Origin of the sequence: Sagittula salina (assembly GCF_017813235.1) — a bacterium.
Lineage (GTDB): Bacteria > Pseudomonadota > Alphaproteobacteria > Rhodobacterales > Rhodobacteraceae > Sagittula > Sagittula salina.
In genome coordinates this window covers 425,174-451,007 of the sequence record NZ_JAGISH010000002.1, presented here as the reverse complement: position 1 = coordinate 451,007, position 25,834 = coordinate 425,174, and the positions used below count along the sequence as shown (strand labels likewise).

Sequence of the window (25,834 nt, the reverse complement as noted above, 5' to 3'; positions counted from 1 at the left end):
CATGTAACAGTTTCATGAACCCCGGTCCGTTAACCGCTTATTCTGACCTTTTTCACCCCGTGACGTCGGGGCAGAGAACATCACTTCGGCGCCGCCGTCCCCGAAGTCTTGAACGTTATGGTCAGGTCTAACCTATTAGAATCGCTGACCGATCAAAAAATATCCGGATGGCGCCCCACCCCGTGGTGAGCCATCTGCCCCGACCGGCCATCTTTTGCCGAGTCCATTGAGTGCCCAGCCGCAGGCTGCTTATCCCACCGGCAATACGACCGTGAATCGCGTGCCCCGTCCCGGTTCGCTCTCGATTCGCATCCGTCCGCGGTGTCGATTCACGATATGTTTGACGATGGCCAGCCCCAGCCCGGTTCCACCCTTCTCGCGTGATCGATGGCCGTCCACACGATAGAAGCGTTCCGTCAAGCGCGGGAGGTGCAAGGGGTCAATGCCGGGACCGCTGTCGCTGACCGTCAGAACCACGCCCTCTGCCCGCAGTCGCGGCTGCATTTCCGGCGCGCCGAGAGTCACCCTCACCACGGCTCCACGGCCGGCGTATTTGATCCCGTTTTCCACAAGGTTGGTCAGCACCTGGCGCAACTGATCCGCATCGCCCGAGATGCTGAAGGCGCGCTCCGGCATGGCCGCCTCCAATGTCACGCCAGCCTCTTCCGCAAGCCCCGAGAGCCCGCTCAGCGTGGCGCGAACCAGATCCGCGGGATCGACCCGGTCCGTTGGCCGAACCCGTTCCTCCGCCTCGACACGACTCAGCGACAGCAGATCGCCGATCAGCCGGTTCATCCGCGCCGCCTCTGCCTCCATAACGGCAAGAAACCGCGCCTGCGCCACCGGATCGCCCCGCGCCGGGCCCTTCAGCGTCTCGATGAACCCCATGAGCGCGGTCAGCGGGGTACGCAGTTCGTGGCTGACATTGGCAACAAAGTCGCGCCGCATCTGCCCAACGCGCTCCAACGGGGTGACATCCTCGAAACTGACCAGAACCCCCGGCCCCGAATCCAGCACCACCGAACCGACCTGCACCCGGTAAGTGGCGTCATGGCCGTTCTCGCGGGTCAGATACTCCGCCCGCCGCGCCGCGCCATCGCGCAGACAACTTTCGATCGCATCCAGCAATGACGGTTGCCGCAGGGCAGTGATGAAATGCCGCCCGGCGATCCCCGGTCCCAGCAGTGCCATCGCGCCCGAGTTCGCCGCCTCGATGCGTTCGTCGCGCCGGATCACCAGCGCGGCAAGCGGCAGAGCCGCCAGAAACCCTTCAACTTCGCCCCGCATCTCGCGCGCTCCTGCCTATCTGCGGTCGATCTGCCGGTATTCCACTCGGCACAACTGCTTCTTTGGTTCGTAAATACCGCGTTGGGGGCTCGGGGGAAGCAGAGCTTCCCCCGATGTCGCTTTCAGTGTTCCCCGAAACCACTGCATATGCCGCCTCCGGCCCGAGCCAGCGTCACAACGTGCGCAATCCCTCCCGGAATCGCGCAGCGTTGCGTTGATACCCCAGCGCGGACCGCTTCAGTCCCTCAATGGCCTCGGGCGAAAGCTCCCGCACCACCTTGCCCGGCACCCCCATGACCAGCGAACCGTCCGGGATTACCTTGCCCTCCGGGATCAGCGCCCCCGCGCCGATCAGGCACCCCGCTCCGATCTTCGCGCCGTTCAGCACTGTGGCGCCCATGCCGATCAGCGAATTTTCCCCGATCATACAGCCGTGCAGCATAGCCTTGTGGCCCACTGTCACCCCCGGCCCGATCACCAGCGGAAAGCCCATGTCGGTGTGGCAGACCACGTTCTCCTGCACGTTGGAACCACGACCCACACGGATCTCTTCGTTGTCGCCGCGCAGCGTGCAGCCGAACCAGACCGACGACGCTTCCTCAAGCACCACCCGCCCGATGATATTGGCATCCGGCGCCACCCATGCGCTGTCGTGGATCTCCGGTTCCACCCCGTCCAGAGCGTATCGTGTCATATTTCCGCCTCCCCGAATTCTGCCTGCAGACTGCGCACATGCTCCAGCAGCCCCGGCTGCTGCGTCCGACGCAAACGCGTGGCCGTGATGATGCTCTTCAGCCGGGCCTCGGTTTCATCGAGGTCCTCGTTCACCAGCACGAAATCGTAGGCGCCCCAGTGGCTGATCTCGTCCCAGCTCTTCTGCATCCGTCGCGCGATGACCTCCGGCCCGTCCTGCCCACGGCTTTCAAGCCGGCGCTTGAGTTCGGCGATCGACGGCGGCAGCAGGAAGATCGAGAGTGTATTCAACGCCAGTTCCGAATTCGTCATCTGCTGTGCGCCCTGCCAGTCGATGTCGAACAGCACGTCCTTGCCCGAGATGATCGCATCGCGCACCGGCCCCTTGGGCGAGCCATAGAAATTGCCAAAGACATGCGCGTGTTCCAGCATCTCGCCGTTGGCCACCGCCTTCTTGAAGGCCGTATCCGTCATGAAGTGATAGTCCTCGCCATCCACCTCGCCGGGCCTAGGAGGGCGCGTGGTGGCTGAAACGGAAAAGATCACCGAAGGGTCCCAGGCGCGCAGGCGTTTTGCCAGCGTGGATTTGCCCGCACCAGACGGCGAGGACAGGATGATCAGCAGACCGCGGCGGTCGGGGGAAAGGCTCATGTCATCACTCCACGTTCTGGACCTGTTCGCGCATCTGGTCGATCAGCGTCTTCAGGGCAAGGCCTGCGCGGGTCAGCTCCGGGTCGCCGGATTTCGAACACAGCGTGTTGGCCTCCCGGTTGAATTCCTGGCATAGGAAATCGAGCTTGCGCCCCACCGGTGCCTGCTCCGCGAGCAACGCGCGTGCGGCGGCCACATGCGACCGCAACCGGTCGATTTCTTCGGTCACGTCGGACTTCACGGCGATCAATGCCAGTTCCTGTGCCACGCGGTCCGGGTCGGCGCCTTCGGCGTTATCCATGACCCGTGCCAGCTGCGCCCCGAGCCGGACAGTTTGCGCCTCGGAACGCGCCTCGGCGGCACTCTCCGACTCGGCAACCAGCGCCTCTATTTCGCCCAATTGACGTTCGAGAATTTGCTGCAGCGCGGCGCCTTCTGACTGCCGCATTCCAACAAAGACCGACAGCGCCCTTGCATAATCGGCCAGCAGAAGCGCGCGCAGGGCGACGATGTCGACCTCTGCCGCCTCCGCCGTCATCACGCCGCGCAGGCCGACGATTTCGGCGGCAGTGGAGGGCGCCAGCGACAGCCCCTGCTCCATCGCCTGCGCTTCGATCCGGGCCATGGCGTCCAGAACCGCAGACAACTGCCCCTCGTCCAGACGAAGCGCGCCCTCGGACTGCTCCGAGACTACCTTGAGTCCGACTTGAATATTCCCGCGCGTCAAGGCTTTGGCGGTTTCGGAGCGAACTTGTGCCTCCAGCCCCTCGACCCAGTCGGGCAGGCGCAGCCGCAGGTCCAGCCCCTTGCCGTTCACCCCGCGCAGCTCCCATGTCCAGCTGAGTCCCAGCCCGGCCCCCTGCGCGGCTCCGAACCCGGTCATCGATTGGCGCATCCCGATCTCCTTCGTGTCGCCATCCCGGTAGCGGCTGGAGCCGCCGTAGGCAAGCGTTGCGGGACTCGGACGGATGGAGCAAACTGCCGCAGAAATGCGCGGATTTTTACCTGATTTCAAACCCGGCGTTAACCCTTGCGCCAGAATTGGGGCGAAATTGGGACGGGCTTACTGTAGTAATGATTTCACAATGAAGATTACGATGGCATGGTGGTCGGGGGCCCGTCACGCCGCATCCGACAAGACAAGGAGCGGAAATCATGTTCGGCAAGAATGGCAATGGTCAGGACATCGTTTCGATGACAGCGCACGAAAAGACCCGCCGCGAAGCGCCTCTGCGCCAGGTCGAAGCCTACTGGCGCGGGCTGTGCGATGCCACCGCTGTTCCCCTGCGCAGCCAGATCGATCCGCGCGGCATGGAACGCGCCCTGGAGAACGCCTTTCTCATGGAGCGCATCGCGCCCTCCATGGCCAAGATCCGTGTCGCGGGGTCGCATCTGAATGACCTGATGGGCATGCAGGTGGCTGGCATGCCGCTAAGCTCGCTCATCGCGCCCACCGATCGGGAACGGTTCGGACAGGGCATCACTGCGGTCTTTGCCGATCCGGCGATCGTGCGCATGGAACTGAAGGCAGAAGGCGGTTTCGGCAAGCCCGAGATGACCGCAAGCCTGATCCTGCTGCCGCTGCGGTCGGATTTCGGTGACATGACGCGCGGCCTCGGCGCGCTGGTGTCGCATGGCCGCATTGGCCGCACTCCCCGCCGTTTCAAGGTGGAGCAGCTGCACATCCAGCCAGCACTGGAGACCTCCACCGGTGCCGACCACAGTGTTGGTTCCGTCCCGCCCGAAAAGATCAACCTGAGCGAAACGGGTCCGCTGCTGGCCCCGACAGAGCCGCCCGCCGTATTCCGGTCGCGGGTCAAAGATGTGGCGGACGACCACAGGACCCCCGAGCGTGGCCACCTGACGCTGGTGGTGGACAACGGCTAAGCCGGTCCGACAGGGAAAGATGACAAAAGACGAGGGCCGCGCGGGAGCGCGGCCCTTTTTCCTATAATTTTCATAAAATTGCGCGCCGACGCTGATGTGCGCCCGCAACGATTTCAGAGTCCGCTCTTGGCAGCCAGCGGCGCGACAGTGGCCGAGCGAGCGACGGAATAGATTTCGCCAAAGCCGTCCTCGCCCTTCCACTGGTAAGTAATGTCGACGCGCTCACCTGCCGCGAGGTTCTCTGGCAGGACGAAGCCAACCGGCAGGATCAGCATCGATTTGTCAGTGAAGACAAGCGTGCGGTTGGCGGGGTTCCAGGACTGGACGGTGGCGGAGGACTGATCGGCAAGGACCGGACCCGCGAAGAGTGCGGCCAGGGCCGCGAAAAGCGTGATACGCATTGGAGTTAGCCAAAAGGAGGATGGCGCTCTCGGCGCGTCTTCGCGCCTGCAGCCGCCGGGCGGAGCCTCGCGCCCGGATAACGGGAAATTGCACGAGCCATTGCAAAACTCAAGTGAGTCTTTTCAGGGTCCGACGCGAACTCCCGCGCGCCTTGGCGACAAGGCCACAGTGCCCTCGCAGAACACGAAACGGGCGACGGTCATCCCGTCGCCCGTTTCGAATTCTACCTTGGGGGTTCCGTCCCCGGAGATCAGCCGTTCGCCACCGCAGCAGCGTTCTGGCGCCGCGCGGTCAGTTCCTCTGCCACGAGGAAGGCCAGTTCAAGCGACTGCGACGCATTCAGGCGCGGATCGCAAGCGGTGTGGTAGCGGTCGCTAAGATCCTCGTCGGTCACTTCGCGCACGCCGCCGGTGCATTCGGTCACGTCGAGGCCGGTCATCTCGAAGTGAACACCACCGGGGATTGTCCCCTCCGCCTCGTGCACGGCGAAGAACTCGCGCACTTCGCGCAGAACGCTGTCGAAGGGACGCGTCTTGTAGCCGGAGGCAGACTTGATCGTGTTGCCGTGCATCGGGTCGCAAACCCAGGTCACGTTGGCGCCGACTTCCTGCACGGCCTTGATCAGGCGCGGCAGGTGTTCCGCCACCTTGCCCGCGCCGAAGCGTGCGATGAGCGTCAGCTTGCCCTCTTCGTTAGTCGGGTTCAGCTTCCCCATCAGGACCTTGAGGTCCTCGGCGGTGGTGGTCGGGCCGCACTTCAGCCCGACGGGGTTCAGGATACCACGGCAGAACTCCACATGCGCGCCGTCCGGCTGCCGTGTGCGGTCGCCGATCCAGACCATGTGGCCGGAGCCCGCCAGCCACTTGCCGGAGGTGGAATCGAGACGTGTCAGCGCCTCCTCGTATTCCAGCAGGAGCGCCTCGTGCGAGGTGTAGAAATCGACCGTCTGGAGCGTGTGCGCCTGCTCGTTGGAGACGCCCGCCGCGCGGATGAAGTCCAGCGTGTCGGTGATGCGCCCCGCCATGTCGCGGTACTTCGCGGCGTTGTCGCTTTCGGTGAAGCCAAGCGTCCACTGGTGCACCTGGTGGACGTCGGCATAGCCGCCGGTCGAGAAGGCGCGCAGCAGGTTCAGCGTGGCAGCCGCCTGCGTATAGGCCTGCAGCATCTTGCGCGGGTCGGGAATGCGGGATTCCGGCGTGAAGGCGAGTTCGTTGATGATGTCGCCGCGGTAGCTGGGCAGCTCGACGCCGTTCACGGTTTCGGTCGGGGCCGAACGCGGCTTGGCGAACTGGCCCGCCATGCGACCGACCTTCACCACGGGCACCTTGGCGCCGAAGGTCAGGACCATGGCCATCTGCAACATCACCTTGAAGGTGTCGCGGATGGCATTGGCGCTGAACTGGTCAAAGCTCTCGGCACAGTCCCCGCCTTGCAGCAGGAAGGCCTCGCCGCGGCCAGCGGCGGCCAGGTGGGACTTCAACTTGCGCGCCTCGCCCGCAAAGACCAGCGGCGGATACTTCGACAGCTGGGCCTCGACGGCGTGCAGGGCGTCAGCGTCCGTATACTCCGGCATCTGAACCCGCGGAAGGTCGCGCCAGTTCGATTTCTGCCACTCGGTCATTTGTCCTCTCCCAGTCCAGCAACGTCAGCGGTAACGGTCCGGGGCTTATACGCGAGGCACGGCCGCCTGAAAACCCGTGTTTTTTACGACATCGCTTGACGCGAAACGCACACTCTGACCTTGTGAACCCATCGTCGCTGCGCGGGGTGAACCTAGGCCCGCCGCGACGGTTTCACATATTTCCGAGCGAGGGACGAATGCTGCCTCCCAGCCAGCGCCAGATTGTCGAACTGGACACGGTTCCCGCCAAGCCGAAGCGGTTCGTTTTCGTGCTTCTGGAGGACTTTACCCTCTTGTCCTTCGCCGCCGCCATGGATTGCCTGCGGCTGGCGAACCGCATGTCGAACAAGCGGCTTTACGAGTGGCAGGTGGTGGGCGAAGGCGGCGATACCATGCGCTGTTCCACGGGGACGGTGTTCAAGCTCGACGCCGATCTGGAAGAGCTGCACCGCGACGATGCCATCATCCTGTGCGGCGGCATGGACGTGCAGAAGGCAACCACGAAACGGCTGCTGAACTGGCTGCGTCGGGAGGCGCGCAAGGGGCTGGTTATCGGCGGGCTCTGTACCGCCGGCTACACGCTGGCAAAGGCCGGGCTGCTCGACGGGCGCAAGGCCACCATCCACTGGGAGAACCAGGACAGTTTCGCGGAGGAGTTCGAGGAGGTCTTTCTGACCAAGTCCGTTTTCGCCATCGATGGCAACCGGATGACCACGGCGGGAGGAACATCCTCGATCGACCTGTTCCTGCAGGTGATCGCGCGCGATCACGGTGAGGAACTGGCCTCTGCCGTGGCGGACCAGCAGATCTATTCCTCCATCCGCACCGATCAGGACACGCAGCGCCTGTCGGTGCCGACACGGATCGGCGTGCGCCATCCAAAGCTGTCCCAGGTCATCCAGATGATGGAAAGCAATATCGAGGACCCGATCAGCCCGGCGATCCTCGCCAAGGAAGTCGGTATGTCGACCCGCCAGCTGGAGCGGCTGTTCCGCCGCTACCTGTCCCGTTCGCCAAAGCGGTATTACATGGAGTTGCGCCTGCAGAAGGCGCGCAACCTGCTGATGCAGACCGATATGAGCGTCATCAACGTGGCGCTGGCCTGCGGGTTCGCTTCGCCCTCGCATTTCTCCAAGTGTTACCGCGCGCATTACGAAACCACGCCCTACCGCGAACGTGGCACACATGGGGCACGGCTGTCGGTCTGAGCGCGCTTCACAGGTCCCGGGATGCGCCAGTCCCAGGAACAGAATCAGAGCGGCCCAGGCCCGCGCCCTGCGCCCTGCCCCGCGCCTGTTCCTGAGCCCTTGATGCCGAGTGTTAGGGCGCAAGGTGCACGAAACAGGTCGTTTAACGCCTCTTTTACGGGCTTATGACCTTGGGGCGGGGCTTTTCTTTTCCCTGCCCGAGACATAGGCTCGCCGCCGAACCGCACCGATGGGTGTGTTTCCAACACGGGAGTTGAAAACATGAAAAAACTGCTTCTTGCCGCCTCCGCGCTTGTCGCGGGCGCCGCCCAGGCCGAAGACGCCAAGATCGGCGTCATCCTGGGCTTTACCGGCCCGATCGAATCCATCACCCCGATGATGGGCGACTCGGCCGAGCTGGCGATCAAGGAAGTCAACGATTCCGGCAAGTTCCTCGAAGGTGTGACGCTGGCCCCGGTCCGCGCAGACTCGACCTGCGTCGACGCCGCCGCCGCTACGGCCGCCGCCGAGCGCCTGGTGACCTCCGAGGGTGTCGTGGCGATCATGGGCGCGGACTGCTCCGGCGTGACTGGCGCGATCCTGTCGAACGTCGCCGTACCGAACGGTGTCCCGATGGTGTCGCCCTCCGCCACCTCGCCCGGCCTGACCACTGCCGACGACAAGGACCTGTTTTTCCGCACGGCACCGTCCGATGCACGTCAGGGGGCCGTTCTAGCCGAGATCCTGAAGGAAAAAGGTATCTCCTCCGTCGCAGTGACCTACACCAACAACGACTACGGCAAGGGCTTTGCCGATGCATTCGCCGCCAATTTCGACGGCGAGATCACCCTGTCGTCGCCGCATGACGACGGCAAGGCCGACTACTCGGCCGAGATCGGCGCGCTGGCCTCTGCTGGCGGTGACGCGCTCCTGGTGCTGGGCTACTCCGATCAGGGTGGCAAGGGCATGATCCAGGCGTCCTACGACACCGGCGCATTCGACATGTACGTAATGGGCGACGGCATGTACTCCGACGCCCTGTTCAGCGAACTGTCCGACGCCCTCGAAGGTGCCATCGGCACGATCGCCTGGGCCGAGGGTGAAGGCGCCGACGCGTTCGGCAAGATCACCGAGGGCGCGGGCTTCGACTCATCCTCCTCCTACACCCGCGAGAGCTATGACGCGGCGGCCCTGATTGCGCTGGCGATGATGAAGGGGGGTGCTGCGACCTCCGAAGCGGTGGCGGCCAACCTGCTCGACGTGGCCAACGCGCCCGGAGAGCCCATCCTGCCGGGCGAATTGGGCAAGGCGCTGGAGATCCTTGCCTCGGGCGGCGACGTGGATTACGTGGGCGCCTCCGGCGTGGAACTGATCGGACCGGGCGAGGCCGCCGGTTCCTACCGGTACTATGATGTGAAGGGCGGCAAGGCCGAAACCGTCACCTTCAAGTGACATGAGCTGACCGAGGGGCGGCCCGGGCAATTGTCGCGGGCCGCCCTTTGTATTTCCGGGTCCCGGCACTCGCCTTTGCCGGGTCCGAAAGGGAGAGATGCCTTGATCAAGGTAGAGAACCTGCACCGTCATTTCGGTGCCTTCCGGGCCGTCGACGGGGCCTCGCTGGAGATTGCCAAAGGCTCCATTACGGGGCTTGTGGGTCCGAACGGCGCAGGCAAGACGACGCTGTTCAACGTGATCGCCGGCGCGCTGGAACCGACTTCGGGCCGCGTTTTCATGGACGGTGAGGACATTACCGGCCTGCCGCCGCACGCGTTGTTCCACAAGGGGCTGCTCCGCACTTTCCAGATTGCGCACGAGTTCGGAAGCATGTCCTGCCGCGAGAACCTGATGATGGTTCCGGGTGGTCAGTCGGGCGAGCAGCTCTGGAACACCTGGTTCGGACGCAAGCGGATCGCGGATGAAGAGCGCGCGATGAAGGCGAAGGCCGACGAGGTGCTGGAGTTCCTGACGATCAGCCACCTGGCCGATCACCCCGCGGGCGCCATATCCGGCGGGCAGAAAAAACTGCTCGAACTCGGCCGCACCATGATGGTCGACGCCAAGATCGTGTTCCTCGACGAGGTCGGCGCGGGCGTGAACCGCACGCTCTTGATGACCATCGCGGATACCATCGTCGCCCTGAACAAGGAGCGCGGCTATACCTTCTGCGTGATCGAGCACGACATGGATTTCATTGGCCGGATCTGCGACCCGGTCATCGTCATGGCCGAGGGCCGCAAGCTGGCCGAGGGTTCGTTGGACGAGATCAAGGCCAATGAGCAGGTGATCGAGGCTTACCTCGGCACCGGCCTGAAGAACAAGGACCAGGTGGGATGAGCCCGGCGCTGTTCCTCGTCTGGCACGGCGCGCCTGGAGCGCGGCTGGAGATCGGCGACCCGTCGCATCCGCTGAGTGACCAGATGCTGATGGTGAGAACGCAACGCACGCTGTCGCGGCTGTATCACGCGATCAAGCATCAGCTGCCGGAGGACACCGCCCTGTGCGTGGCGCCGCTGGCGGACGATCCGAAATTCAAGGGCATGGCCGAGGGCGCGCTGAAATGGCTGCGCGGCGGCGCATGACCGGGCAGAAACATGGGGAACAGCATGAGCGGTGACAATCCGTACCAGGATGACCACGGCAACCACGATGCCTCGGTGACGCGGCAGGGGGGCGAGAGTTCCATCGACCCGACGCGCGTCTCCGGGCCGGTGGTCGAAGGTGCCGGTGGACCCTTCCTGATCGGCGACCGGATGACGGGCGGCTACGGCAAGGGGCCGGACATTCTGCACGACTGCACCATCGCGGTTGAAAAGGGAGAGATCGCGGTGATTGTCGGCCCCAACGGCGCGGGCAAGTCGACAGCGATGAAGGCGGTCTTTGGCATGCTGGACGTGCGCACCGGCTCGGTGCGGCTGGACGGCCGCGACATCACCCGGCTCACGCCGCAGGACCGGGTGCGCATGGGCATGGGGTTTGTCCCCCAGACGCATAACATCTTTACCTCCATGACGGTGGAGGAAAACCTGGAGATGGGCGCCTTCATCCGCGAGGACGATTATCGTGGCACGATCGAACAGGTCTACGATCTGTTCCCGATCCTGGGAGAGAAGCGGCGGCAACCGGCGGGGGAGCTTTCGGGCGGGCAACGCCAGCAGGTGGCCGTCGGCCGCGCGCTGATGACCCAGCCCAAGGTGCTGATGCTGGACGAGCCCACGGCAGGGGTCAGCCCCATCGTGATGGACGAGCTCTTTGACCGCATCATCGAGGTGGCGCGCAGGGGAATCTCCATCCTCATGGTGGAGCAGAACGCCCGCCAGGCGCTGGAGATCGCGGACAAGGGATACGTTCTGGTGCAGGGGGCGAATGCGCATACCGGCACCGGCAAGGAACTGCTCGCCGACCCGCAGGTGCGGCGCAGTTTCCTCGGGGGGTGAGGATTTGAGTATTTTCGAAGCAGAGAAGCTGGGAGTTGTGGTTCTGGCGGCGATGATCGCCCTGCCCGCCCATGGCCAGACCGCGGAGCACGCGGACGGAGAGCACGTCGGGGAAGACGCGCAGATGCTGACCGTCACCACCGCGCCGGTGCAGGCGGACATCTCCCTGGGATGCCAGTTCGACCGGGAGTGCCTGGAGGACGAGGCCTGTTCGGACAGCGGTTTTCCCGCGATGCTGGATGCGCATGCGGGCGGGCTCGATCCGGAGGTGCTGATGGTGGAGGCCAACCTCGTGGCCGAGGACGGGACGACCTTCCTGGTGGGGGCGCGCGATCACGGGCGGCTGTCGCTTTCGGGCGGGGATTTCGAGGCGCGGCACCTGCTGACGGTCAGCGCGGAAGGCGACGCGCGCTACACGGTGCATTACGCCGAGGGGCCGATGATGGTCAGCTACCTCGGGCGCTGCGAGGCGGACGAATGAACCGCGCGACCCGACCCGTGCCGGGAGTGACCGGACTGACTGACGTGAACGGGGGAGACCTGTGATGGATTTTCTCAATGCGATCGTGGCGCTGGCCAACTTCGTGCTGATCCCGGCCATGACCTATGGCAGCCAGCTGGCGCTCGGGGCGCTGGGGGTGACCATGATCTATGGCATCCTGCGGTTCTCGAACTTTGCGCATGGCGATACGATGGCCTTCGGCACCATGGTGACGATCCTCGTCACCTGGCTGCTTCAGTCGTGGGGCGTCAGCCTCGGACCGTTGCCGACGGCGCTGCTGGCGGTGCCCTTCGGCATCGCGGGCACGGCGGCGCTGGTACTGTTCACCGATCGCGCCGTCTACCGTTTCTACCGGGGCCAGAAGGCCAAGCCGATCATCTTCGTCATGGTCTCCATCGGCGTGATGTTCATTTACAACGGGCTGACGCGCTTCGTGCTCGGCACCGATGACATCCGCTTTGCCGACGGCGAACGCTTCATCATCTCGGCGGGTGACTTCAAGCGTGCCACCGGCCTCAGCGAGGGGCTTGGCCTCAAAACGACCGAGGTGCTGACCGTGGTGACTGCGGTGATCGTGGTCGTGGCGCTGTTCCGCTTTCTCAATCATACGCGCACGGGCAAGTCGATGCGCGCCTACTCGGACAACGAGGATCTGGCGCTGCTGTCGGGCATCAGCCCCGAACGCGTGGTCGTGGTGACCTGGATCATCGTGGCGGGGCTGATCACTATCGCGGGCGTGCTTTACGGGCTCGACAAGTCCTACAAGCCCTTCACCTACTTCCAGCTGCTTCTGCCGATCTTTGCCGCCGCCATCGTTGGTGGCCTGGGCAATCCGCTGGGGGCAATCGCGGGCGGTTTCGTCATCGCGTTTTCCGAGGTCGGGATCACCTATGCCTGGAAAAAAGTGCTGGGCTATCTGCTGCCCGACGCCCTGGCGCCCGACAGCCTCGTTCAGCTTCTGGCGACGGAATACAAGTTCGCCGTCAGCTTCATGATCCTCGTCATCGTGCTGCTGTTCAAGCCCACGGGTCTGTTCAAGGGGAAATCGGTATGAACCAGACGCTGAAGACTTACGCGCTGTTCGCGCTGGTGGCGGTGCTGATCGTGGGCACCGGCCTGCTGCAAAGCTGGAACACCGCACTGGTGATCCTGAACATGGGGCTGGTCAGTGCCGTGATGGCGCTGGGGGTGAACCTGCAATGGGGCATAGCCGGGTTGTTCAACGTCGGCGTCATGGGCTTTGTCGCGCTGGGCGGACTGGCAGTGGTGCTGACCTCCGTCGCCCCCGTACCGGAAGCCTGGGCCGCCGGTGGCCCGCGCGCGTTGTTCGCGCTGGTGCTGGGGGCTGCGATCATCGCCGTCTCTGCCCTGGTTTGGAAAAAGACGCGGATGGGCTGGGCCATGGCGCTGCTGTTGATCGCTGGTTTCATCCTGTACCGCTGGGTCCGCGACGACGCCGTGAACGCCATCGAAGCGGTGAACCCGGCAGTGACGGGCTTTCTTGGCGGATTGGGCCTGCCGGTGGTGCTGGCCTGGCCCGTGGGCGGCCTGCTGGCTGCGGGTGCGGCCTGGGTGATCGGCAAGACGGCTCTGGGGCTGCGCTCGGACTATCTCGCCATCGCGACGCTGGGGATCTCGGAAATCGTCATCGCCGTATTGAAGAACGAGGAGTGGCTGTCGCGGGGCGTCAAGAACGTCAACGGCCTGCCTCGGCCGATGCCCTATGAGACCGACCTGCAGGCCGATACCGATTTCGTGACCTCGGCCGCGCACTGGGGTCTCGATCCGGCGACGGCCTCGACGCTTTACGTCAAGATCGGCTATTCTCTGATGTTCGCCGTGGTGCTCGTGGTTCTGCTGGTTCTGGCGCAACTCGCGCTTAAATCGCCGTGGGGCCGCATGATGCGGGCCATCCGTGATAATGAAACGGCGGCGCGGGCGATGGGCAAGGACGTGACCTTCCGCCATCTTCAGGTCTTCGTGCTGGGCTCTGCAATCTGCGGCATTGCCGGGGCGATGATGACCACGCTCGACGGCCAGTTGGTGCCGACGACCTATCAGCCGCTGCGCTACACTTTCCTGATCTGGGTCATGGTGATCGTCGGCGGCTCCGGCAACAACCTCGGCGCGATCCTCGGCGGGATGCTGATCTGGTTCTTCTGGGTCCAGGTGGAACCGCTGGGTCAAGCCGTGATGCAGGTGGCGACCTCCGGCATGTCCGACGGGTCGTGGCTGAAGGATCATCTGCTGGGTTCCGTGCAGCACATGCGGCTGCTGACCATGGGCGTTATCCTGCTTCTGGTCTTGCGGTTCTCTCCCCGGGGGCTTTTGCCCGAAAGATGACCCGAGGGTTGCCGACCGAGCGGTAAACCATCGCGGCACCGGGAACAAATAAGGGGCCCCTCAAGATCGGGTGCCATTCCGAACAATCGCGTACACGTCCTGAAGCCTGGCGACCGAGAGGTCGGCAGGCTTTTGTACGTACGGCCCGGTTTCGGCCAAAACCCGTGTTCCGAGGAGCAATTGCCGGGAAATTCGAATTTCCCGCGCGGCGCACTTCCATCGGCGCAAATTATTTCGGGATTATCCGACAAGGCCATTTCAGGAGGCGCGGGAGTTGTTGACCAACCGGACGAAGGGACCGCACCAGAGGGAGAGCCTCAATACCTTTACACCCACGCAGATATACCTCCGTCAGGCGACACGAATCTCAACTGCTGCTGCGACCCAGACTGCGGCAACTATGGCCAACTATGGCATTGAGCCAGAGCCCGCAAAACACTCCTTTGTCGGCTGGGGAGCGCAGGAGAGACGCCTACGTGCCGCGATGGCTGGACCTGCCGCATTTTCATGCCGTTCCAAGTGCACGTTTGAGCCACCTTTCGTTCGAGGCGACAGGGCCTTTGCAGCCTGACGCCGAGTGTAGGCGAATCGTAAAAGCCGTTGTTGGATACCCAGATCGCCGGCGCGCATAGGACACCTTGGCCTTTTGCGGATGTCACTCTCCTCCTTGAGAATGCGGCTGGCACGACGAATCCGGTCATTCTCTTGGGCGAGGCTCAGATCCTCTCCCGACAGGTCCAAGGCCGGCACGATCGACCGCGTGTCCCAAATCCCTCCGAGGATCCTCTATCGGCCTTGGCTATTTCACGGCCCTGCGATGTGCGGCGCGCTGCAAGGCCGATAGCGCGCCATCGAAACGAGCGACGGAAAACTCGCCGCTCGTGCCCTGTAACCCGAAATGCCTCCCGGATCGCAGGGGCCTTTCTCCTACCCGCCGCATCATGTCGGTCGCCAACGCCGCCATAGCCGCCCATCAATGCCCGACAACCCAAGCGCGATCAGCGCCATACCGCCCAGGTGGCGTGGCAGGAGGACTTCGTTCAGGATCAGCGTGCCCAGCAGGATTGCGGAGACCGGCACGAGAAAGGTCACCAGCGCGATATTCGTCGCCCCCGCCGTGGACAGGATGCGGAAGTAGAGCACGTAGGCCAGCGCCGTTGACAGCACCGCCACCCCCAGCACCGCGCTGACGACCGCCAAAGACGGCACAGGGAGCGTCCATGGCCGGTCCATGACCAACGCCAGCGGCGCAAGGATCAGAGCAGAGGCGGTTATCTGCCCGGTGGCCGTCACCATGGGCGGCACCTTCATCGCGGCAAAGCGTTTGCCGTAGATGCCCGCCAAAGCATAGCAGATCGCGGCCGAGAGGCAGGCCAGCATGGCCGTCACATGCGTGCCGAACCCGGCCACCGCACCGCCGCCGATCATCACCGCCACGCCTGAAAGACCCACCAGGACGCCGCCGAACTTCAGCGGCGTCAGTTTTTCGTCCTGGGTCAGGAGGTGTGCGAAGATCACCGTCCAGAACGGTGTGGAGGCGTTGAGGATCGACGCCACGCCGGAGGCGATGTGGCTCTGCCCCCAGACGATCAGCGCGAATGGCAGCGCGTTGTTGAAGGCCCCCATCACGAGGAAGGCGCGTAGCACGCGCCCCTCGCGCGGGATCCGCTGGCTGGTGACGCGCAGCACGGCGGCCAGCACCAGCGCCGCCAGCGTCACGCGAGAGGCAACCACCGTGAGCACGGGCAGTCCGTCGAGCGCCACGCGGTTGAAGAAAAAGGAGCCGCCCCAGACGAGTGACAGGAGGAGAAGCATGGCCCATTCCGGGCCTGTCATGGTACGCGATGGGGTCACGGGTCTTCCTGTATTGACGCGATGCCTGAGTGCCACGCCCCGCCCGCGCCTGATACCCGTTTCATGCGCTTTGCACGCACCGGGAAGCCCCTGGCCTCCCGGTCGCCCTGCGCCGGGCTCTGTCAGCCCAGCGTCACGTCGAGAAACATCATCAGCACCAGCCCGATGACGAAGCCCAGTGTGGCCCGGTTCTGGTGGCCGTTGCGGTGAGTTTCGGGGACGATTTCGTGGCTGATTATGAAAAGCATGGCGCCCGCCGCAAAGGTCAGGCCCCATGGCAGCAGCGCGCCGGAAACGGAGACAGCCGCCGCGCCAACGAAAGCCCCGAGGATCTCCACCGCGCCGGTCATCGCCGTGACCGCCAGCGCGTTCCACTTTGAATAGCCCAGCCCCATGAGCGCCACGGCCACCGCCAGCCCCTCGGGGATGTCCTGCAGCGAAATGCCGGTCATCACCGACAGGCCCTTTGCCTGATCGACGCCGAAAGCCACACCGATCGACAAACCCTCGGGGAAGTTATGGATCGCGATGGCGATGATAAAGAGCCAGATGCGCGCGATGGCGGCCTGATCAGCGCCGCCTTCGGGGCCGGACTTGAAGTGTTCATGCGGGATCTTCGCATTCAGCAGCCAGACAAAGCCCGCACCGAGGCATACCCCGGCAGAAGCGATGGCAGCGGCGATCCAGACCGATCCGGTCTGCTCCTCCGCCCGTTCGATACCCGGCAGGATCAGCGAAAAATACGCCGCTGACAGCATCACCCCAGCCGCAAAGCCCAGCATCATGTCCGATGTGCCACGGCTCATACGCTTGCCGACCACGGCCGGGATGGCCCCTGCGGTGGTGGCGATGGCTGCGACGGTGCCGCCCAGAATGGCGATGACGAGTGGTGACATGAAAGCTCCCCTTGGCCCGCGGCGGCGCCTGCGGGCATTCGGGGCAACAAGATTGACGTTTTTACGCCAAGGTCAACCCATGAACCGGCGCGGACCCGTCAGAGCAGCGACGTCACCCAGAGGATCGTGGCGTCTTCGGGCGAGACTGAGACGACGTTGTGCCCCATGGCCGCGTCGTAATAGGCGCTGTCGCCGCGCTTCATTTCGATGGGTTCGTAGAACTCGGTATAGAGCTTTATGACCCCGGTGAGGACATAAAGGAATTCTTCCCCGTCGTGGCGCACCCAGCCGTCGAATTCCTCCACCGACCGCGCCCGCACCCGCGCACGATAAGGCAGCATCTTCTTGCGGGTCAGGGTTTCGGCCAGCAGGTCGTGTTCATAGGTCGTGGTGGCCTGTGGTTTGCCCTCTCCCATCCGGGTCACAGCCATGCGGCCGTTGACCTGACGTTCCGCCGGGGGCGTGAACAGCTGCGGGACAGAGATTTCCAGCCCGATCGCCAGCTTCTTCAGCGCGTCATAGGTGGGCGACATCTGTCCGTTCTCGATCTTCGAGAGCGTGGAGCGCGCCAGCCCCGCCTTCCTGGCCGCCTGTTCGAGGGTCCAGTCCTTTTCCTTGCGCAACTCGCGCACCCGAAGCCCGAGGTCGAGTGGTTCGGCGGGCGTGTCCTCGCCGCTTTCGCGTGCGAGACGGATAAGGTTCTTGGGATCCTGGGTCATGGCGGATTTCTATAGGCTGCACCCGCAGGGCTGTCCAGCGGTCCCGCGAGGGGCAAGCGACCTCAGTAAAAACCGTTTCAAATCATCGCAGGACGGCATAAGCCTGCCTCCATGAAAGCGATCTTCGACGAAGGCGCCTTTGCGCCCTGCCCCGCGCCCTTCAACCTTGCCGCTCATGTGCTGGCGGCGGGGGAACGGGTTCCCGACAAGATAGCGCTCTCGGTGGTGAAGCCCACCGGGGCGCAGCGCTGGTCCTACGCCCGGCTGACGGCGGCGGTGCGCGGCACTGCGGCGGGGCTGTTGCAGTCGGGGCTGCGGCCCGGTGATATCCTGCTGATGCGGCTGGGAAACACGGTGGATTTTCCCATCGCCTATCTCGGCGCCATCGCGGCGGGCGTGGTTCCGGTGCCGTCGTCGTCTCAGCTGACCGAACGCGAAGTGGCAAAGATTGTCGCAGATCTGGACCCGGCGGCGATCCTGCGCGCCGACGGGGTGGCCTGCCCGCAGACAGACATACCGGTTTGGGGGCCGGAGATCTACGAGGGCTGGCACGATCTGCCGCCTGCCGATTACGCCATGGGCGACCCCGAACGCCTGGCCTATATCGTCTACACCTCCGGCACCTCCGGCAGCCCGCGCGCGGTCGGCCATGCGCACCGGGCGATCTGGGCACGCCAAATGATGGTCGACGGCTGGTATGGCCTGACGGCGGAGGACCGGCTTCTGCACGCTGGCGCTTTCAACTGGACCTACACGCTGGGCACCGGCTTGATGGACCCCTGGACCATGGGTGCCACGGCGTTGATCCCCGCCGCCGGCACTGACCCGGCGCAGCTGGCACTGCTGATGAAGCGCAACGACGTGACGATTTTCGCAGCCGCGCCGGGCGTTTACCGTAATGTCCTGAAGTACCCCATCCCGGCGATGCCAAAGCTCCGCCACGGCCTCGCCGCCGGAGAGAAACTGTCGGAGACCATCCGCGAAAGCTGGCGCATCGCCACCGGAACGGAGATCTTCGAAGCCTACGGCATGTCGGAATGCTCCACCTTCGTGTCGAACGGGCCCGCGCGCCCCTCGGCCCCCGGTACGCTGGGGCGGCCGCAGGTCGGGCGCCGGGTGGCGATTGTCGCGGACGGGGCGCCGGTCGACCTCGACACCCCCGGCGTGATCGCCATCGACCGTCGCGACCCCGGCCTGATGCTTGGCTACATCGGGGCGCCGGAGGCGACGAAGCGGAAATTCGCGGGCGACTGGTTCCTGACCGGCGACATGGGCGCGATGGATGCGGAGGGTCAGATCACCTACCTCGGCCGCGACGACGACATGATGAATGCGGGCGGCTACCGCGTCTCTCCCCTGGAGGTGGAGGCCGCACTGGCGGTCCTTCCGGGGGTGACGGAACTGGCCGTGACGGACGTGCAGATCAAACCCGACGTGCGCATCATTGTGGCCTTCTGCACCGCCGAAGCCGAACTGGACGAACCAGCCCTGAAGGCGGAGGCCAGCGCGCGCCTCGCCGCCTACAAGTGTCCAAAGGCATGGGTCCGCGTCGACGCCCTGCCCCGCAACCCCAACGGCAAACTGATCCGCAAGGTGCTGCGCGACCACGCGATCTAGCATTCCAGACTTCGTCAGGCCCATCGCGTGGCGGTGCCACCGCTCCGGTTTTCCCGCGCTCCGAACCCTCTGGTCCCGCCTCTGCGCGAAATTGCACAGAGCGGCCCGGTCGCCTTTGCCGCGCCAAGGTGCTAAGGCCGGGGCATTCAAGGAGCCCGCATGACACGACTCGACATCTTTTCGGACCCGATCTGCCCGTGGTGCTACATCGGCAAAGCCTACCTTGACCGTGCGTTGCAGGCGAACCCGGACCATCCCTTCCAGATCCGCTGGCTGCCCTTCATGCTGAACCCGGCCATGCCTGCGGGCGGCATGGACCGGCGTGCCTATCTGGAGGACAAGTTCGGCGGCAAGGCGGGCGCGGTCGAGGCCTATGCCCCCGTCGTGGAGCACGCCGAAAAAGCCGGGCTGACGCTGAACCTGGACCAGATTGCGAGAACGCCCAACACCATTGACGCGCACCGCCTGATCCACTGGGCCGAACTGGAAGGGTGTCAAACGCCCATCGTCTCAGCCCTGTTCCGGGCCTATTTCATCGAGGGCCGCGACATCGGCCAGGCAGAGGTTCTGGCGGATGTGGCCGACAGCAACGGGATGGACGCCAGCGTGGTCCTGCGACTGCTGGAGAGCGACTCGGACCGCCGCGAGATCGTGGAACGCGATGCGGCGGCGCGCGGCATGGGGGTGACCTCCGTGCCGACCTTCATCGTCGCGGGCCAGCATGCGGTCCCCGGCGCACAGCCGCCGGAACTATGGGCGCGCGTGATCGCGGAACTACGCAGCGGCGTCGACCCGGGCCGCTCCGGGTAGGGACCCGACCCGGCGCAACGAACCGATCGCCGTTTGGCGCCCCGCCCCCCCTCGCAGGAACGACCCAGCCCCCGTACGGCCCGGTGCGGCACCGCCCTTTTGAAGGGGCAGGCCAGCGCCCCGGCACCCTCTACGCCGGAACCACCAAGGACAGCACCATGACCACCCCCGAGGTAACGCAGAGCCCCATCGGTTCTTCCCCGATCCCCCCCGCACCGGAGGCAACCACGCGCCCGGGTCGCGTGGAGTTCGTGGCTATGATGGCCATGCTCATGGCGCTGGTTGCCTTCTCCATCGATTCCATCATGCCCGCGCTGCCCCGCATCGCGTCTGAACTGTCGCCTGACGCCCCGAACACGGCGCAACTGGTCATCACCAGCTTCGTGCTGGGCATGGGGCTGGGTACGCTGGTGGCCGGCCCGCTGTCCGATCAGTTCGGACGGCGGTCCGTGATCGTGGCGGGCGTCGCGCTTTATATCGTGGCGGCAGTCGCGGCAGTCATGTCCGCCACGATGGAGGCGCTGCTCCTGGCGCGCTTTGCGCAGGGCCTCGGCGCGGCGGGGCCAAGGGTAACCGTCATGGCGGTCGTGCGCGACCTGCACGCCGGGCGCGGCATGGCACAGATCACCTCCTTCATCATGATGGTGTTTTCGCTGGTCCCGGCCCTGGCACCCTTGATGGGCGCACAGATCATCGACGCCTTCGAATGGCGCGCAGTGTTCTGGAGCTTCGCTCTCTTCGGGATGGCAGGCACCGCGTGGTACCTGCTGCGCCTGGACGAAACCCTGCCGAAAGCGCGCCGCCGCCCGTTCCGCCCGGCCCTGATCCGCGCCACCCTCTCCGAGATGCTGGCCCGCCCCGACGTGCGCCTGGCGGTGCTGGTGCAGGCACTGTGCTTTGCCGGGCTGGTGGCGACGATCTCCACCATCCAGCCAGTCTACGACGACTGGCTGGGGCGCAGCGCGGAGTTCCCGCTATGGTTCGGCGCGACGGCTCTCGTTGCCGCGTCGGCCAGCTACCTCAATGCGCGGCTGGTGGTGCGGCTGGGGATGCGCCGCTTGGTGAGGACCATGCTCGGCGTCCACCTCTGCACCAGCCTTCTGGTGCTGGTTATGTTGCTGATCGCGCCCGGGGTGGGCCCCGTCGGCCGACTGGGCCTCGTGCTGTTCTGGCAGGTTGTGCAATTCTTCATGGTGGGCATGACGCTGGGCAACCTGACCGCCATCGCGATGGAACCCATGGGCCATGTGGCGGGCACGGCGGCCTCCCTCATCAGCGCGGTATCGACGGTGCTGGGCGTGGTGTTGGCGGTGCCCGTCGGTCTGACCTTCGACGGCGGTCCGCTGCCGCTCGTTCTGGGCTGCTTCGCCTTCTCCGCACTGGCTTTGCTGGGCATGCTGCGGCTGGGACAAGAGGAGGCCTGAGGTCTCAGTTCGGAGCGCCACAGATCGCGGCGATCGCCTCCCCGTCCGTCACCGCCCATGCGCCGAGGCGCCCCAAAGTATCGACCGGAATTTCCCCCTCGTAGCTGGCCAATGCCGCCAGCCGGCCCGACGCCCAGGGTGCGATAAGTGCCCCGCCGGAGGCCACAACCAGCGCCTCCGCTCCGCCCTGCCAGGGCGCGGCAAAGACGACCACCGGCATGCCTGCGCGCGGCGGCATCGACTGAAACGTCATCGCCAGCGTGATGCCCACCGCCGTGACGACGGTCAGCGCCACCAATCCGGCCGCGCCGAAGGTGTGATCCCATCGACCCATGACACCCATCTAGCGTAGCCGCCTTACGAGCCCATTAAAGGCCCGTCCCCCGCATGGAACACCAATGAAAAATGCCCGGCAAACTGGCAGACCCCCACTGAAACCGCGCGAAATTTACGGTATACTGCCGTATGCCACGTTCAGACTTAAGGGTTTCTGCGCTAGAAGCGGCCACAAGTGATTCACCGATGGAGGGAAAGAGCATGACGCGGATCAAGGTCGAGAACCCGATCGTCGAAATGGACGGCGACGAGATGACCCGCATAATGTGGGCCTTCATCAAGGAAAAACTGATCCTGCCCTATCTCGACATCGACCTGCTTTACTACGACCTCGGCATCGAGGAACGCGATCGTACGGACGATCAAATCACTATCGATGCCGCTGAAAAAACCAAGGAAATCGGCGTCGCGGTGAAATGCGCCACGATCACCCCGGACGAGGCCCGCGTCGAGGAATTCGGTCTCAAGAAGATGTGGCGCAGCCCCAACGGCACGATCCGCAACATCCTCGGCGGCGTGGTCTTTCGCCAGCCGATCATCTGCCGCAACGTGCCGCGCCTCGTGCCGGGCTGGACGAATCCCATTGTGGTCGGCCGCCATGCCTTTGGCGATCAGTACAAGGCGACGGATTTCCATTTCCCCTCGGCGGGCAAGCTGACGATGAAATGGGAAGGCACCAACGGCGAGGTGATCGAACGCGATGTCTACAATGCCCCCGGCGCCGGGGTCTACATGGGGATGTATAATCAGGACGAATCCATCCGCGACTTCGCGCGCGCATCGTTCAACTACGGACTGAACATCGGCTGGCCGGTCTACCTCTCGACGAAGAACACGATCCTCAAGGCCTACGACGGACGATTCAAGGACCTCTTCCAGGAGATCTTCGACGCTGAATTCGCGGATAAATTCACGGCGGCCAAAATCTGGTACGAACACCGGCTGATCGATGACATGGTGGCCTGCGCCCTGAAATGGAACGGGAAATTCGTCTGGGCCTGCAAGAACTACGATGGCGACGTGCAGTCGGACACCGTGGCGCAGGGCTTCGGCAGTTTGGGGATGATGGCCAGCGTCCTGATGACGCCCGACGGCAGCGTCGTGGAAGCAGAGGCCGCGCACGGTACGGTCACCCGGCACTACCGCCAGCACCAGAAGGGAGAGGCGACCTCGACCAACTCCATCGCCTCGGTCTACGCTTGGACCGGCGGGCTGAAGCATCGCGCGAAGCTGGACGGAAACGTGGCCCTGCGCGCCTTTGCCGAAACGCTGGAGCGGGTGATCGTCGAGACGGTGGAATCGGGTAATATGACCAAGGACCTCGCGCTGTTGGTGGGACCCGATCAGGGCTGGCTGACGACCATGGGCTTCCTCGAAAAGATCGACGAGAATCTGAACAAGGCGCTAGTGGGCTAAGATACACCCCGAATACGCGTTTATGCTCTTTCTGCCCCGAACCTGGGAGCGACAGGCCGTCCGCCGGGCAAAGCCGCGCTCGGTCCAAGCCGGTCGGTATTCCGGCTCCCGGTTTGAGGGCACCGGGCCCAAAACGCACGGCCCCGGTTCTTCCCCGCCCGCGCCAAACCTGTGAGTCCGGATGGGCCAGGCCCTCGCCCGTCCGCACTGGCCCGCTGCTTCTTCTTGGGTAAAATATTCGGGAGTCCGGGGCAAAGCCCCGGCGGCGCGTGGGCGCGGCCCGCGCGCCGGTCGGATCGCGCAGCGGTCCGAAACTACCCCTGCCAGGAAAACCGCGCTGGCAACGACGTCCGATACGGCAACTTCAATGCCCGCGTCTTGACCACGGAAAACCGTTCGTTGCGCTTGGGTTTGATCGACAGCGTCCGCCAGGCGTGGGCCTCGGCCTCCTCCCACGACAAGTCCTCCTTTTCCGCAAACCGCCGATAAAACGCGTCCGCGTCCGCGTCCGCCTCGGCCCAGCCCGCGCCGGGAAGCCCCACGCCGGGCCCCCGCGCCACGGCCATGCGGATGGCATTGCCACGGCCCAGTGTTTCCGTGTTGGCGTACTTCAGATGCGCAAGGTAAAGCCCGCGCGGCATGTGAAACGGAAACCCCGCCAGACGTCGCCGCGCCACCCGAACCCCGTGCAGGTGAAAAGGAATCGCGCGCCGCGCCGCCACCGCTTTGGAATAGTGCCCGGAAAACCCGACCGCCCGGCGCTGGGAAAAGACCGTCCCCGCCCCAAGCGCCGCATCGCCCGGCTGCTCGACGAGGTCAAAGCCGAGGGCGGTCACCACCGGCACCCGCTGTGCCTCCAGCGCCGCCGGCAGCGACGGCCAGATCTCCGGATCAAAGCACACCAGTTCATCCGCGTCCGAGCGGAGGACCCAGTCGTAGTCGCGGGCCAGATCCGCGTGCACCCGGTCCATCAGCTCCGCCCGCATCCGGTCGAAATAGTCAAAACCGTCGCGCGGCACGACGCTGATCCGCGCACCGGGACAGATCCGGCCGATTTCGGGGTCCGGACCGTGGCTCAGGACAAAAAGGTTCTCGGCCCCCAATTGCGCCGCATGATGCGCATACCAGCGCGACAACGCCCAGTAATGGCGATAGACCATTGTCATCGCTGCGATCTTCATGGCTCGGGTCGTCCGTTCGTTATGCTGCTCACGATAGCGTGAGCGCGCAGATTCTGTCGCCGGAGAATTCACCGGCTGCACCAAAAGGGTGAACGCACTGGCGGTGGGGTCACACTCCGTCGGAGGCGCGGCGCACGTCGCCTCTTGCCCTTCACGCGCCGCTACGGCAGAGGCTCGGGCATGACGACGCTCCTTCATCTCCCGCCCGCCGACCGCCACACCTTTTGGGAGGACGTGGTGGGCCTCCTCGTGGGCACGCTGCTCATGGCGCTGGCTGTCATGGTACTGAAGGCCGGCGGGCTCATCACCGGGCAGATCGCCGGACTGTCGTTGCTGCTCAGCTACGCCTCCGGCTGGTCCTTCGGCGCGGTCTTCTTTGTTCTGAACCTGCCGTTTTACCTGCTGGCCCTGCGCCGTATGGGCGTGAAATTCACGATAAAGACCTTTGCCGCCGTGGCGCTCCTTTCGGGCTTTACCGAAGTATTGCCCCTCGGGCTGTCGATCGAGGTGCTGCACCCTGTGCTCGCGGCGCTGCTGTTCGGCGTGCTGGCCGGGCTGGCGCTGATCGTGCTCTTTCGTCATGGCGCGACGCTGGGCGGTGTCGGGATCGTCGCACTCTGGCTGCAGGACAAACGCGGCATTCCGGCGGGCAACACCCAGTTGGCCTTCGACGCGGGCGTCTTTGCGTTGGCCTTCGCAATGCTGCCATGGCCGGTGGTGCTGACCTCGCTGGCGGGCTCGGTAATCCTGAACCTGATGATTACCGTGAACCATCGTGGCGACCGCTACATCGGCCGTTCCGGTTAAAGCCGCCTGCGTCAGGCCAATAGCCCCGAAGACAAAAGACTTGTCGCCTCACGCGGGGAACAGGCACAGCTGCAACGCCTGTCGACAGGTTAATGCGACGCATTAAGTCGTTAACGCGAAACGTCACCAATTTCCTGCAAGCAATTGAAATGCATTATACTTACTGAATTTCAAAAATTAAAAAGACCTCCCGGAGGAGGCCCTTGCGAGTTTCGCAGACAGGGTTCAATGATTACTGCCCGTATTTTTGGCCTGCGACCCTGTCCGCGTTAAGGGTCAGCGCACCGACCCCGGATCCGGATGGCTTGAAGGTCCATCCACACCGGGCGCCCGAAGCCCGGGGACACGATCCCCAGGCACCACACCCCACCCTCGGAGGTATTGCCGGGCGACCCGCAGGCTGCCCGGGTATCCTTATTTTCTACGGTTCGGTCGCTGCGTTAGCGCCGACGCCGCTGCCGTCTTGGCAGCTTTTGAAGACTTCGGATTTCGCAGAACCTTAGCCGCGGCCGAAGCCGCGCGGGCACTTGTCACTTCCGAATTCTTGCGTCGAGACATTTCGTCGCCTCCTAATTATCCACAGGCATAAGTGGAAATATCATGTATTTCCTGTGGGTTGGCAGCGCGTCATTGCAAACCTAGCCGAATCCTATCAACTCCTTTCCTATCGGCATATTCACCGATTGGTTCGGCACCTCGCCCGCACTGGTTAGACGGGGTGCTAGCCGGGGCGCGGAAGGACGAGTTCCGCGCCCCAACCCTACAAT

Annotated in this window: 25 protein-coding genes and 1 pseudogene; 14 read left to right on the top strand and 12 right to left on the bottom strand. The window is 64.5% G+C overall.

Annotation, left to right across the window (positions count from 1 at the left end; translation table 11 throughout):
• Nucleotides 1-249 precede the first annotated feature (249 nt).
• The 4 genes from J5474_RS06115 to J5474_RS06100 all read right to left on the bottom strand — a co-directional run bounded on the left by J5474_RS06115 (nt 250) and on the right by J5474_RS06100 (nt 3,526).
• Nucleotides 250-1,287 carry a sensor histidine kinase gene (locus J5474_RS06115; RefSeq protein ID WP_209359906.1) on the bottom strand — a complete coding sequence of 346 codons (1,038 nt, stop codon included), beginning with the start codon at nt 1,285-1,287 and terminating at the stop codon, nt 250-252.
• A gap of 172 nt (nt 1,288-1,459) precedes the next feature.
• Nucleotides 1,460-1,981 (bottom strand): gamma carbonic anhydrase family protein, encoded by a 522-nt coding sequence (locus J5474_RS06110; protein WP_209359905.1) that lies wholly within the window; start codon nt 1,979-1,981, stop codon nt 1,460-1,462.
• Entirely contained in the window at nt 1,978-2,631 is a 654-nt protein-coding gene (gmk, locus tag J5474_RS06105; RefSeq protein WP_209359904.1) for a guanylate kinase, read from the bottom strand. Before gmk ends, J5474_RS06110 begins: the two co-directional genes overlap by 4 nt.
• A 4-nt stretch (nt 2,632-2,635) precedes the next feature.
• Entirely contained in the window at nt 2,636-3,526 is an 891-nt protein-coding gene (locus J5474_RS06100) for a YicC/YloC family endoribonuclease (RefSeq protein ID WP_245216260.1), read from the bottom strand.
• Nucleotides 3,527-3,786: 260 nt separating this feature from the next.
• Here J5474_RS06100 and J5474_RS06095 point away from each other — a divergent pair, with 260 nt between their 5' ends.
• Entirely contained in the window at nt 3,787-4,518 is a 732-nt protein-coding gene (locus J5474_RS06095) for a PAS domain-containing protein (protein WP_245216258.1), read from the top strand.
• Between the two features lie 113 nt (nt 4,519-4,631).
• On the opposite strand, the gene J5474_RS06090 is transcribed toward J5474_RS06095, so the two are convergent.
• Both J5474_RS06090 and J5474_RS06085 read right to left on the bottom strand, forming a co-directional pair.
• Nucleotides 4,632-4,919 carry a hypothetical protein gene (locus J5474_RS06090; RefSeq protein WP_209359903.1) on the bottom strand — a complete coding sequence of 96 codons (288 nt, stop codon included), beginning with the start codon at nt 4,917-4,919 and terminating at the stop codon, nt 4,632-4,634.
• Nucleotides 4,920-5,170: 251 nt separating this feature from the next.
• The gene (locus J5474_RS06085) at nt 5,171-6,541 is read right to left on the bottom strand and encodes a class II 3-deoxy-7-phosphoheptulonate synthase (RefSeq protein ID WP_209359902.1); all 1,371 of its coding nucleotides are present in this window, start codon (nt 6,539-6,541) and stop codon (nt 5,171-5,173) included.
• Nucleotides 6,542-6,738: 197 nt separating this feature from the next.
• Here J5474_RS06085 and J5474_RS06080 point away from each other — a divergent pair, with 197 nt between their 5' ends.
• From J5474_RS06080 to J5474_RS06045, 8 genes are all read left to right on the top strand, one after another.
• Nucleotides 6,739-7,749, top strand: a complete 1,011-nt coding sequence (locus J5474_RS06080) for a GlxA family transcriptional regulator (RefSeq protein ID WP_209359901.1) — start codon at nt 6,739-6,741, stop codon at nt 7,747-7,749.
• A gap of 261 nt (nt 7,750-8,010) precedes the next feature.
• A complete protein-coding gene (locus tag J5474_RS06075) occupies nt 8,011-9,180 on the top strand; it encodes an ABC transporter substrate-binding protein (protein ID WP_209359900.1) in 1,170 nt (389 codons plus the stop codon).
• A 102-nt stretch (nt 9,181-9,282) separates the two neighbouring features.
• Nucleotides 9,283-10,062, top strand: coding sequence for an ABC transporter ATP-binding protein (locus J5474_RS06070; protein ID WP_209359899.1), 780 nt, complete (start codon nt 9,283-9,285; stop codon nt 10,060-10,062).
• Nucleotides 10,059-10,307, top strand: a complete 249-nt coding sequence (locus tag J5474_RS06065) for a hypothetical protein (RefSeq protein WP_209359898.1) — start codon at nt 10,059-10,061, stop codon at nt 10,305-10,307. Before J5474_RS06070 ends, J5474_RS06065 begins: the two co-directional genes overlap by 4 nt.
• A 24-nt stretch (nt 10,308-10,331) precedes the next feature.
• Complete coding sequence (locus J5474_RS06060; RefSeq protein ID WP_209359897.1) at nt 10,332-11,162, top strand: ABC transporter ATP-binding protein; 831 nt, start codon at nt 10,332-10,334, stop codon at nt 11,160-11,162.
• A gap of 4 nt (nt 11,163-11,166) precedes the next feature.
• Complete coding sequence (locus tag J5474_RS06055; RefSeq protein WP_209359896.1) at nt 11,167-11,643, top strand: hypothetical protein; 477 nt, start codon at nt 11,167-11,169, stop codon at nt 11,641-11,643.
• 64 nt (nt 11,644-11,707) lie between these two features.
• Nucleotides 11,708-12,718 carry a branched-chain amino acid ABC transporter permease gene (locus J5474_RS06050; protein WP_209359895.1) on the top strand — a complete coding sequence of 337 codons (1,011 nt, stop codon included), beginning with the start codon at nt 11,708-11,710 and terminating at the stop codon, nt 12,716-12,718.
• Complete coding sequence (locus J5474_RS06045) at nt 12,715-14,007, top strand: branched-chain amino acid ABC transporter permease (RefSeq protein WP_209359894.1); 1,293 nt, start codon at nt 12,715-12,717, stop codon at nt 14,005-14,007. Before J5474_RS06050 ends, J5474_RS06045 begins: the two co-directional genes overlap by 4 nt.
• A gap of 620 nt (nt 14,008-14,627) precedes the next feature.
• On the opposite strand, the pseudogene J5474_RS23230 reads toward J5474_RS06045, so the two are convergent.
• The 4 genes and pseudogenes from J5474_RS23230 to J5474_RS06030 all read right to left on the bottom strand — a co-directional run.
• Nucleotides 14,628-14,742 (bottom strand): annotated as a pseudogene (locus J5474_RS23230) (IS3 family transposase); the annotation flags it as partial.
• Between the two features lie 204 nt (nt 14,743-14,946).
• Nucleotides 14,947-15,822 (bottom strand): DMT family transporter, encoded by an 876-nt coding sequence (locus tag J5474_RS06040; protein ID WP_245216257.1) that lies wholly within the window; start codon nt 15,820-15,822, stop codon nt 14,947-14,949.
• Nucleotides 15,823-15,983: 161 nt separating this feature from the next.
• Entirely contained in the window at nt 15,984-16,757 is a 774-nt protein-coding gene (locus J5474_RS06035) for a ZIP family metal transporter (RefSeq protein ID WP_209359893.1), read from the bottom strand.
• Between the two features lie 98 nt (nt 16,758-16,855).
• The gene (locus J5474_RS06030; protein WP_209359892.1) at nt 16,856-17,476 is read right to left on the bottom strand and encodes a helix-turn-helix domain-containing protein; all 621 of its coding nucleotides are present in this window, start codon (nt 17,474-17,476) and stop codon (nt 16,856-16,858) included.
• 111 nt (nt 17,477-17,587) lie between these two features.
• Here J5474_RS06030 and J5474_RS06025 point away from each other — a divergent pair, with 111 nt between their 5' ends.
• From J5474_RS06025 to J5474_RS06015, 3 genes are all read left to right on the top strand, one after another.
• Nucleotides 17,588-19,093, top strand: a complete 1,506-nt coding sequence (locus J5474_RS06025) for a class I adenylate-forming enzyme family protein (RefSeq protein ID WP_209359891.1) — start codon at nt 17,588-17,590, stop codon at nt 19,091-19,093.
• 159 nt (nt 19,094-19,252) lie between these two features.
• Complete coding sequence (locus J5474_RS06020) at nt 19,253-19,903, top strand: DsbA family oxidoreductase (RefSeq protein ID WP_209359890.1); 651 nt, start codon at nt 19,253-19,255, stop codon at nt 19,901-19,903.
• A 158-nt stretch (nt 19,904-20,061) separates the two neighbouring features.
• Nucleotides 20,062-21,327: a multidrug effflux MFS transporter gene (locus tag J5474_RS06015; RefSeq protein WP_209359889.1), complete on the top strand. Its 1,266-nt coding sequence runs from the start codon at nt 20,062-20,064 to the stop codon at nt 21,325-21,327.
• A gap of 4 nt (nt 21,328-21,331) precedes the next feature.
• On the opposite strand, the gene J5474_RS06010 is transcribed toward J5474_RS06015, so the two are convergent.
• Nucleotides 21,332-21,661, bottom strand: coding sequence for a hypothetical protein (locus J5474_RS06010; RefSeq protein ID WP_209359888.1), 330 nt, complete (start codon nt 21,659-21,661; stop codon nt 21,332-21,334).
• A gap of 203 nt (nt 21,662-21,864) precedes the next feature.
• Between J5474_RS06010 and J5474_RS06005 the strand changes: the two genes are divergently transcribed.
• Nucleotides 21,865-23,079: an NADP-dependent isocitrate dehydrogenase gene (locus J5474_RS06005; protein ID WP_209359887.1), complete on the top strand. Its 1,215-nt coding sequence runs from the start codon at nt 21,865-21,867 to the stop codon at nt 23,077-23,079.
• Nucleotides 23,080-23,393: 314 nt separating this feature from the next.
• On the opposite strand, the gene J5474_RS06000 is transcribed toward J5474_RS06005, so the two are convergent.
• On the bottom strand, nt 23,394-24,260 hold the full coding sequence (locus J5474_RS06000; RefSeq protein WP_209359886.1) for a glycosyltransferase family 2 protein: 867 nt from the start codon (nt 24,258-24,260) through the stop codon (nt 23,394-23,396).
• 180 nt (nt 24,261-24,440) lie between these two features.
• Here J5474_RS06000 and J5474_RS05995 point away from each other — a divergent pair, with 180 nt between their 5' ends.
• Nucleotides 24,441-25,067: a YitT family protein gene (locus tag J5474_RS05995; protein WP_209359885.1), complete on the top strand. Its 627-nt coding sequence runs from the start codon at nt 24,441-24,443 to the stop codon at nt 25,065-25,067.
• Nucleotides 25,068-25,834: the final 767 nt, after the last annotated feature.

What these genes read in the sequence shown, in the direction of transcription:
- J5474_RS06000 (WP_209359886.1), bottom strand. Translation starts at nt 24,260, where the DNA reads ATGAAGATCGCAGCGATGACAATGGTCTATCGCCATTACTGGGCGTTG.
- J5474_RS06085 (WP_209359902.1), bottom strand. Translation starts at nt 6,541, where the DNA reads ATGACCGAGTGGCAGAAATCGAACTGGCGCGACCTTCCGCGGGTTCAG.
- J5474_RS06080 (WP_209359901.1), top strand. Translation starts at nt 6,739, where the DNA reads ATGCTGCCTCCCAGCCAGCGCCAGATTGTCGAACTGGACACGGTTCCC.
- J5474_RS06100 (WP_245216260.1), bottom strand. Translation starts at nt 3,526, where the DNA reads ATGCGCCAATCGATGACCGGGTTCGGAGCCGCGCAGGGGGCCGGGCTG.
- J5474_RS06040 (WP_245216257.1), bottom strand. Translation starts at nt 15,822, where the DNA reads ATGCTTCTCCTCCTGTCACTCGTCTGGGGCGGCTCCTTTTTCTTCAAC.
- J5474_RS06060 (WP_209359897.1), top strand. Translation starts at nt 10,332, where the DNA reads ATGAGCGGTGACAATCCGTACCAGGATGACCACGGCAACCACGATGCC.
- J5474_RS06005 (WP_209359887.1), top strand. Translation starts at nt 21,865, where the DNA reads ATGACGCGGATCAAGGTCGAGAACCCGATCGTCGAAATGGACGGCGAC.
- J5474_RS06115 (WP_209359906.1), bottom strand. Translation starts at nt 1,287, where the DNA reads ATGCGGGGCGAAGTTGAAGGGTTTCTGGCGGCTCTGCCGCTTGCCGCG.
- J5474_RS06010 (WP_209359888.1), bottom strand. Translation starts at nt 21,661, where the DNA reads ATGGGTCGATGGGATCACACCTTCGGCGCGGCCGGATTGGTGGCGCTG.
- J5474_RS06090 (WP_209359903.1), bottom strand. Translation starts at nt 4,919, where the DNA reads ATGCGTATCACGCTTTTCGCGGCCCTGGCCGCACTCTTCGCGGGTCCG.
- J5474_RS06020 (WP_209359890.1), top strand. Translation starts at nt 19,253, where the DNA reads ATGACACGACTCGACATCTTTTCGGACCCGATCTGCCCGTGGTGCTAC.
- J5474_RS06110 (WP_209359905.1), bottom strand. Translation starts at nt 1,981, where the DNA reads ATGACACGATACGCTCTGGACGGGGTGGAACCGGAGATCCACGACAGC.
- J5474_RS05995 (WP_209359885.1), top strand. Translation starts at nt 24,441, where the DNA reads ATGACGACGCTCCTTCATCTCCCGCCCGCCGACCGCCACACCTTTTGG.
- J5474_RS06035 (WP_209359893.1), bottom strand. Translation starts at nt 16,757, where the DNA reads ATGTCACCACTCGTCATCGCCATTCTGGGCGGCACCGTCGCAGCCATC.
- J5474_RS06075 (WP_209359900.1), top strand. Translation starts at nt 8,011, where the DNA reads ATGAAAAAACTGCTTCTTGCCGCCTCCGCGCTTGTCGCGGGCGCCGCC.
- J5474_RS06015 (WP_209359889.1), top strand. Translation starts at nt 20,062, where the DNA reads ATGACCACCCCCGAGGTAACGCAGAGCCCCATCGGTTCTTCCCCGATC.
- J5474_RS06025 (WP_209359891.1), top strand. Translation starts at nt 17,588, where the DNA reads ATGAAAGCGATCTTCGACGAAGGCGCCTTTGCGCCCTGCCCCGCGCCC.
- J5474_RS06045 (WP_209359894.1), top strand. Translation starts at nt 12,715, where the DNA reads ATGAACCAGACGCTGAAGACTTACGCGCTGTTCGCGCTGGTGGCGGTG.
- gmk (WP_209359904.1), bottom strand. Translation starts at nt 2,631, where the DNA reads ATGAGCCTTTCCCCCGACCGCCGCGGTCTGCTGATCATCCTGTCCTCG.
- J5474_RS06050 (WP_209359895.1), top strand. Translation starts at nt 11,708, where the DNA reads ATGGATTTTCTCAATGCGATCGTGGCGCTGGCCAACTTCGTGCTGATC.
- J5474_RS06065 (WP_209359898.1), top strand. Translation starts at nt 10,059, where the DNA reads ATGAGCCCGGCGCTGTTCCTCGTCTGGCACGGCGCGCCTGGAGCGCGG.
- J5474_RS06030 (WP_209359892.1), bottom strand. Translation starts at nt 17,476, where the DNA reads ATGACCCAGGATCCCAAGAACCTTATCCGTCTCGCACGCGAAAGCGGC.
- J5474_RS06095 (WP_245216258.1), top strand. Translation starts at nt 3,787, where the DNA reads ATGTTCGGCAAGAATGGCAATGGTCAGGACATCGTTTCGATGACAGCG.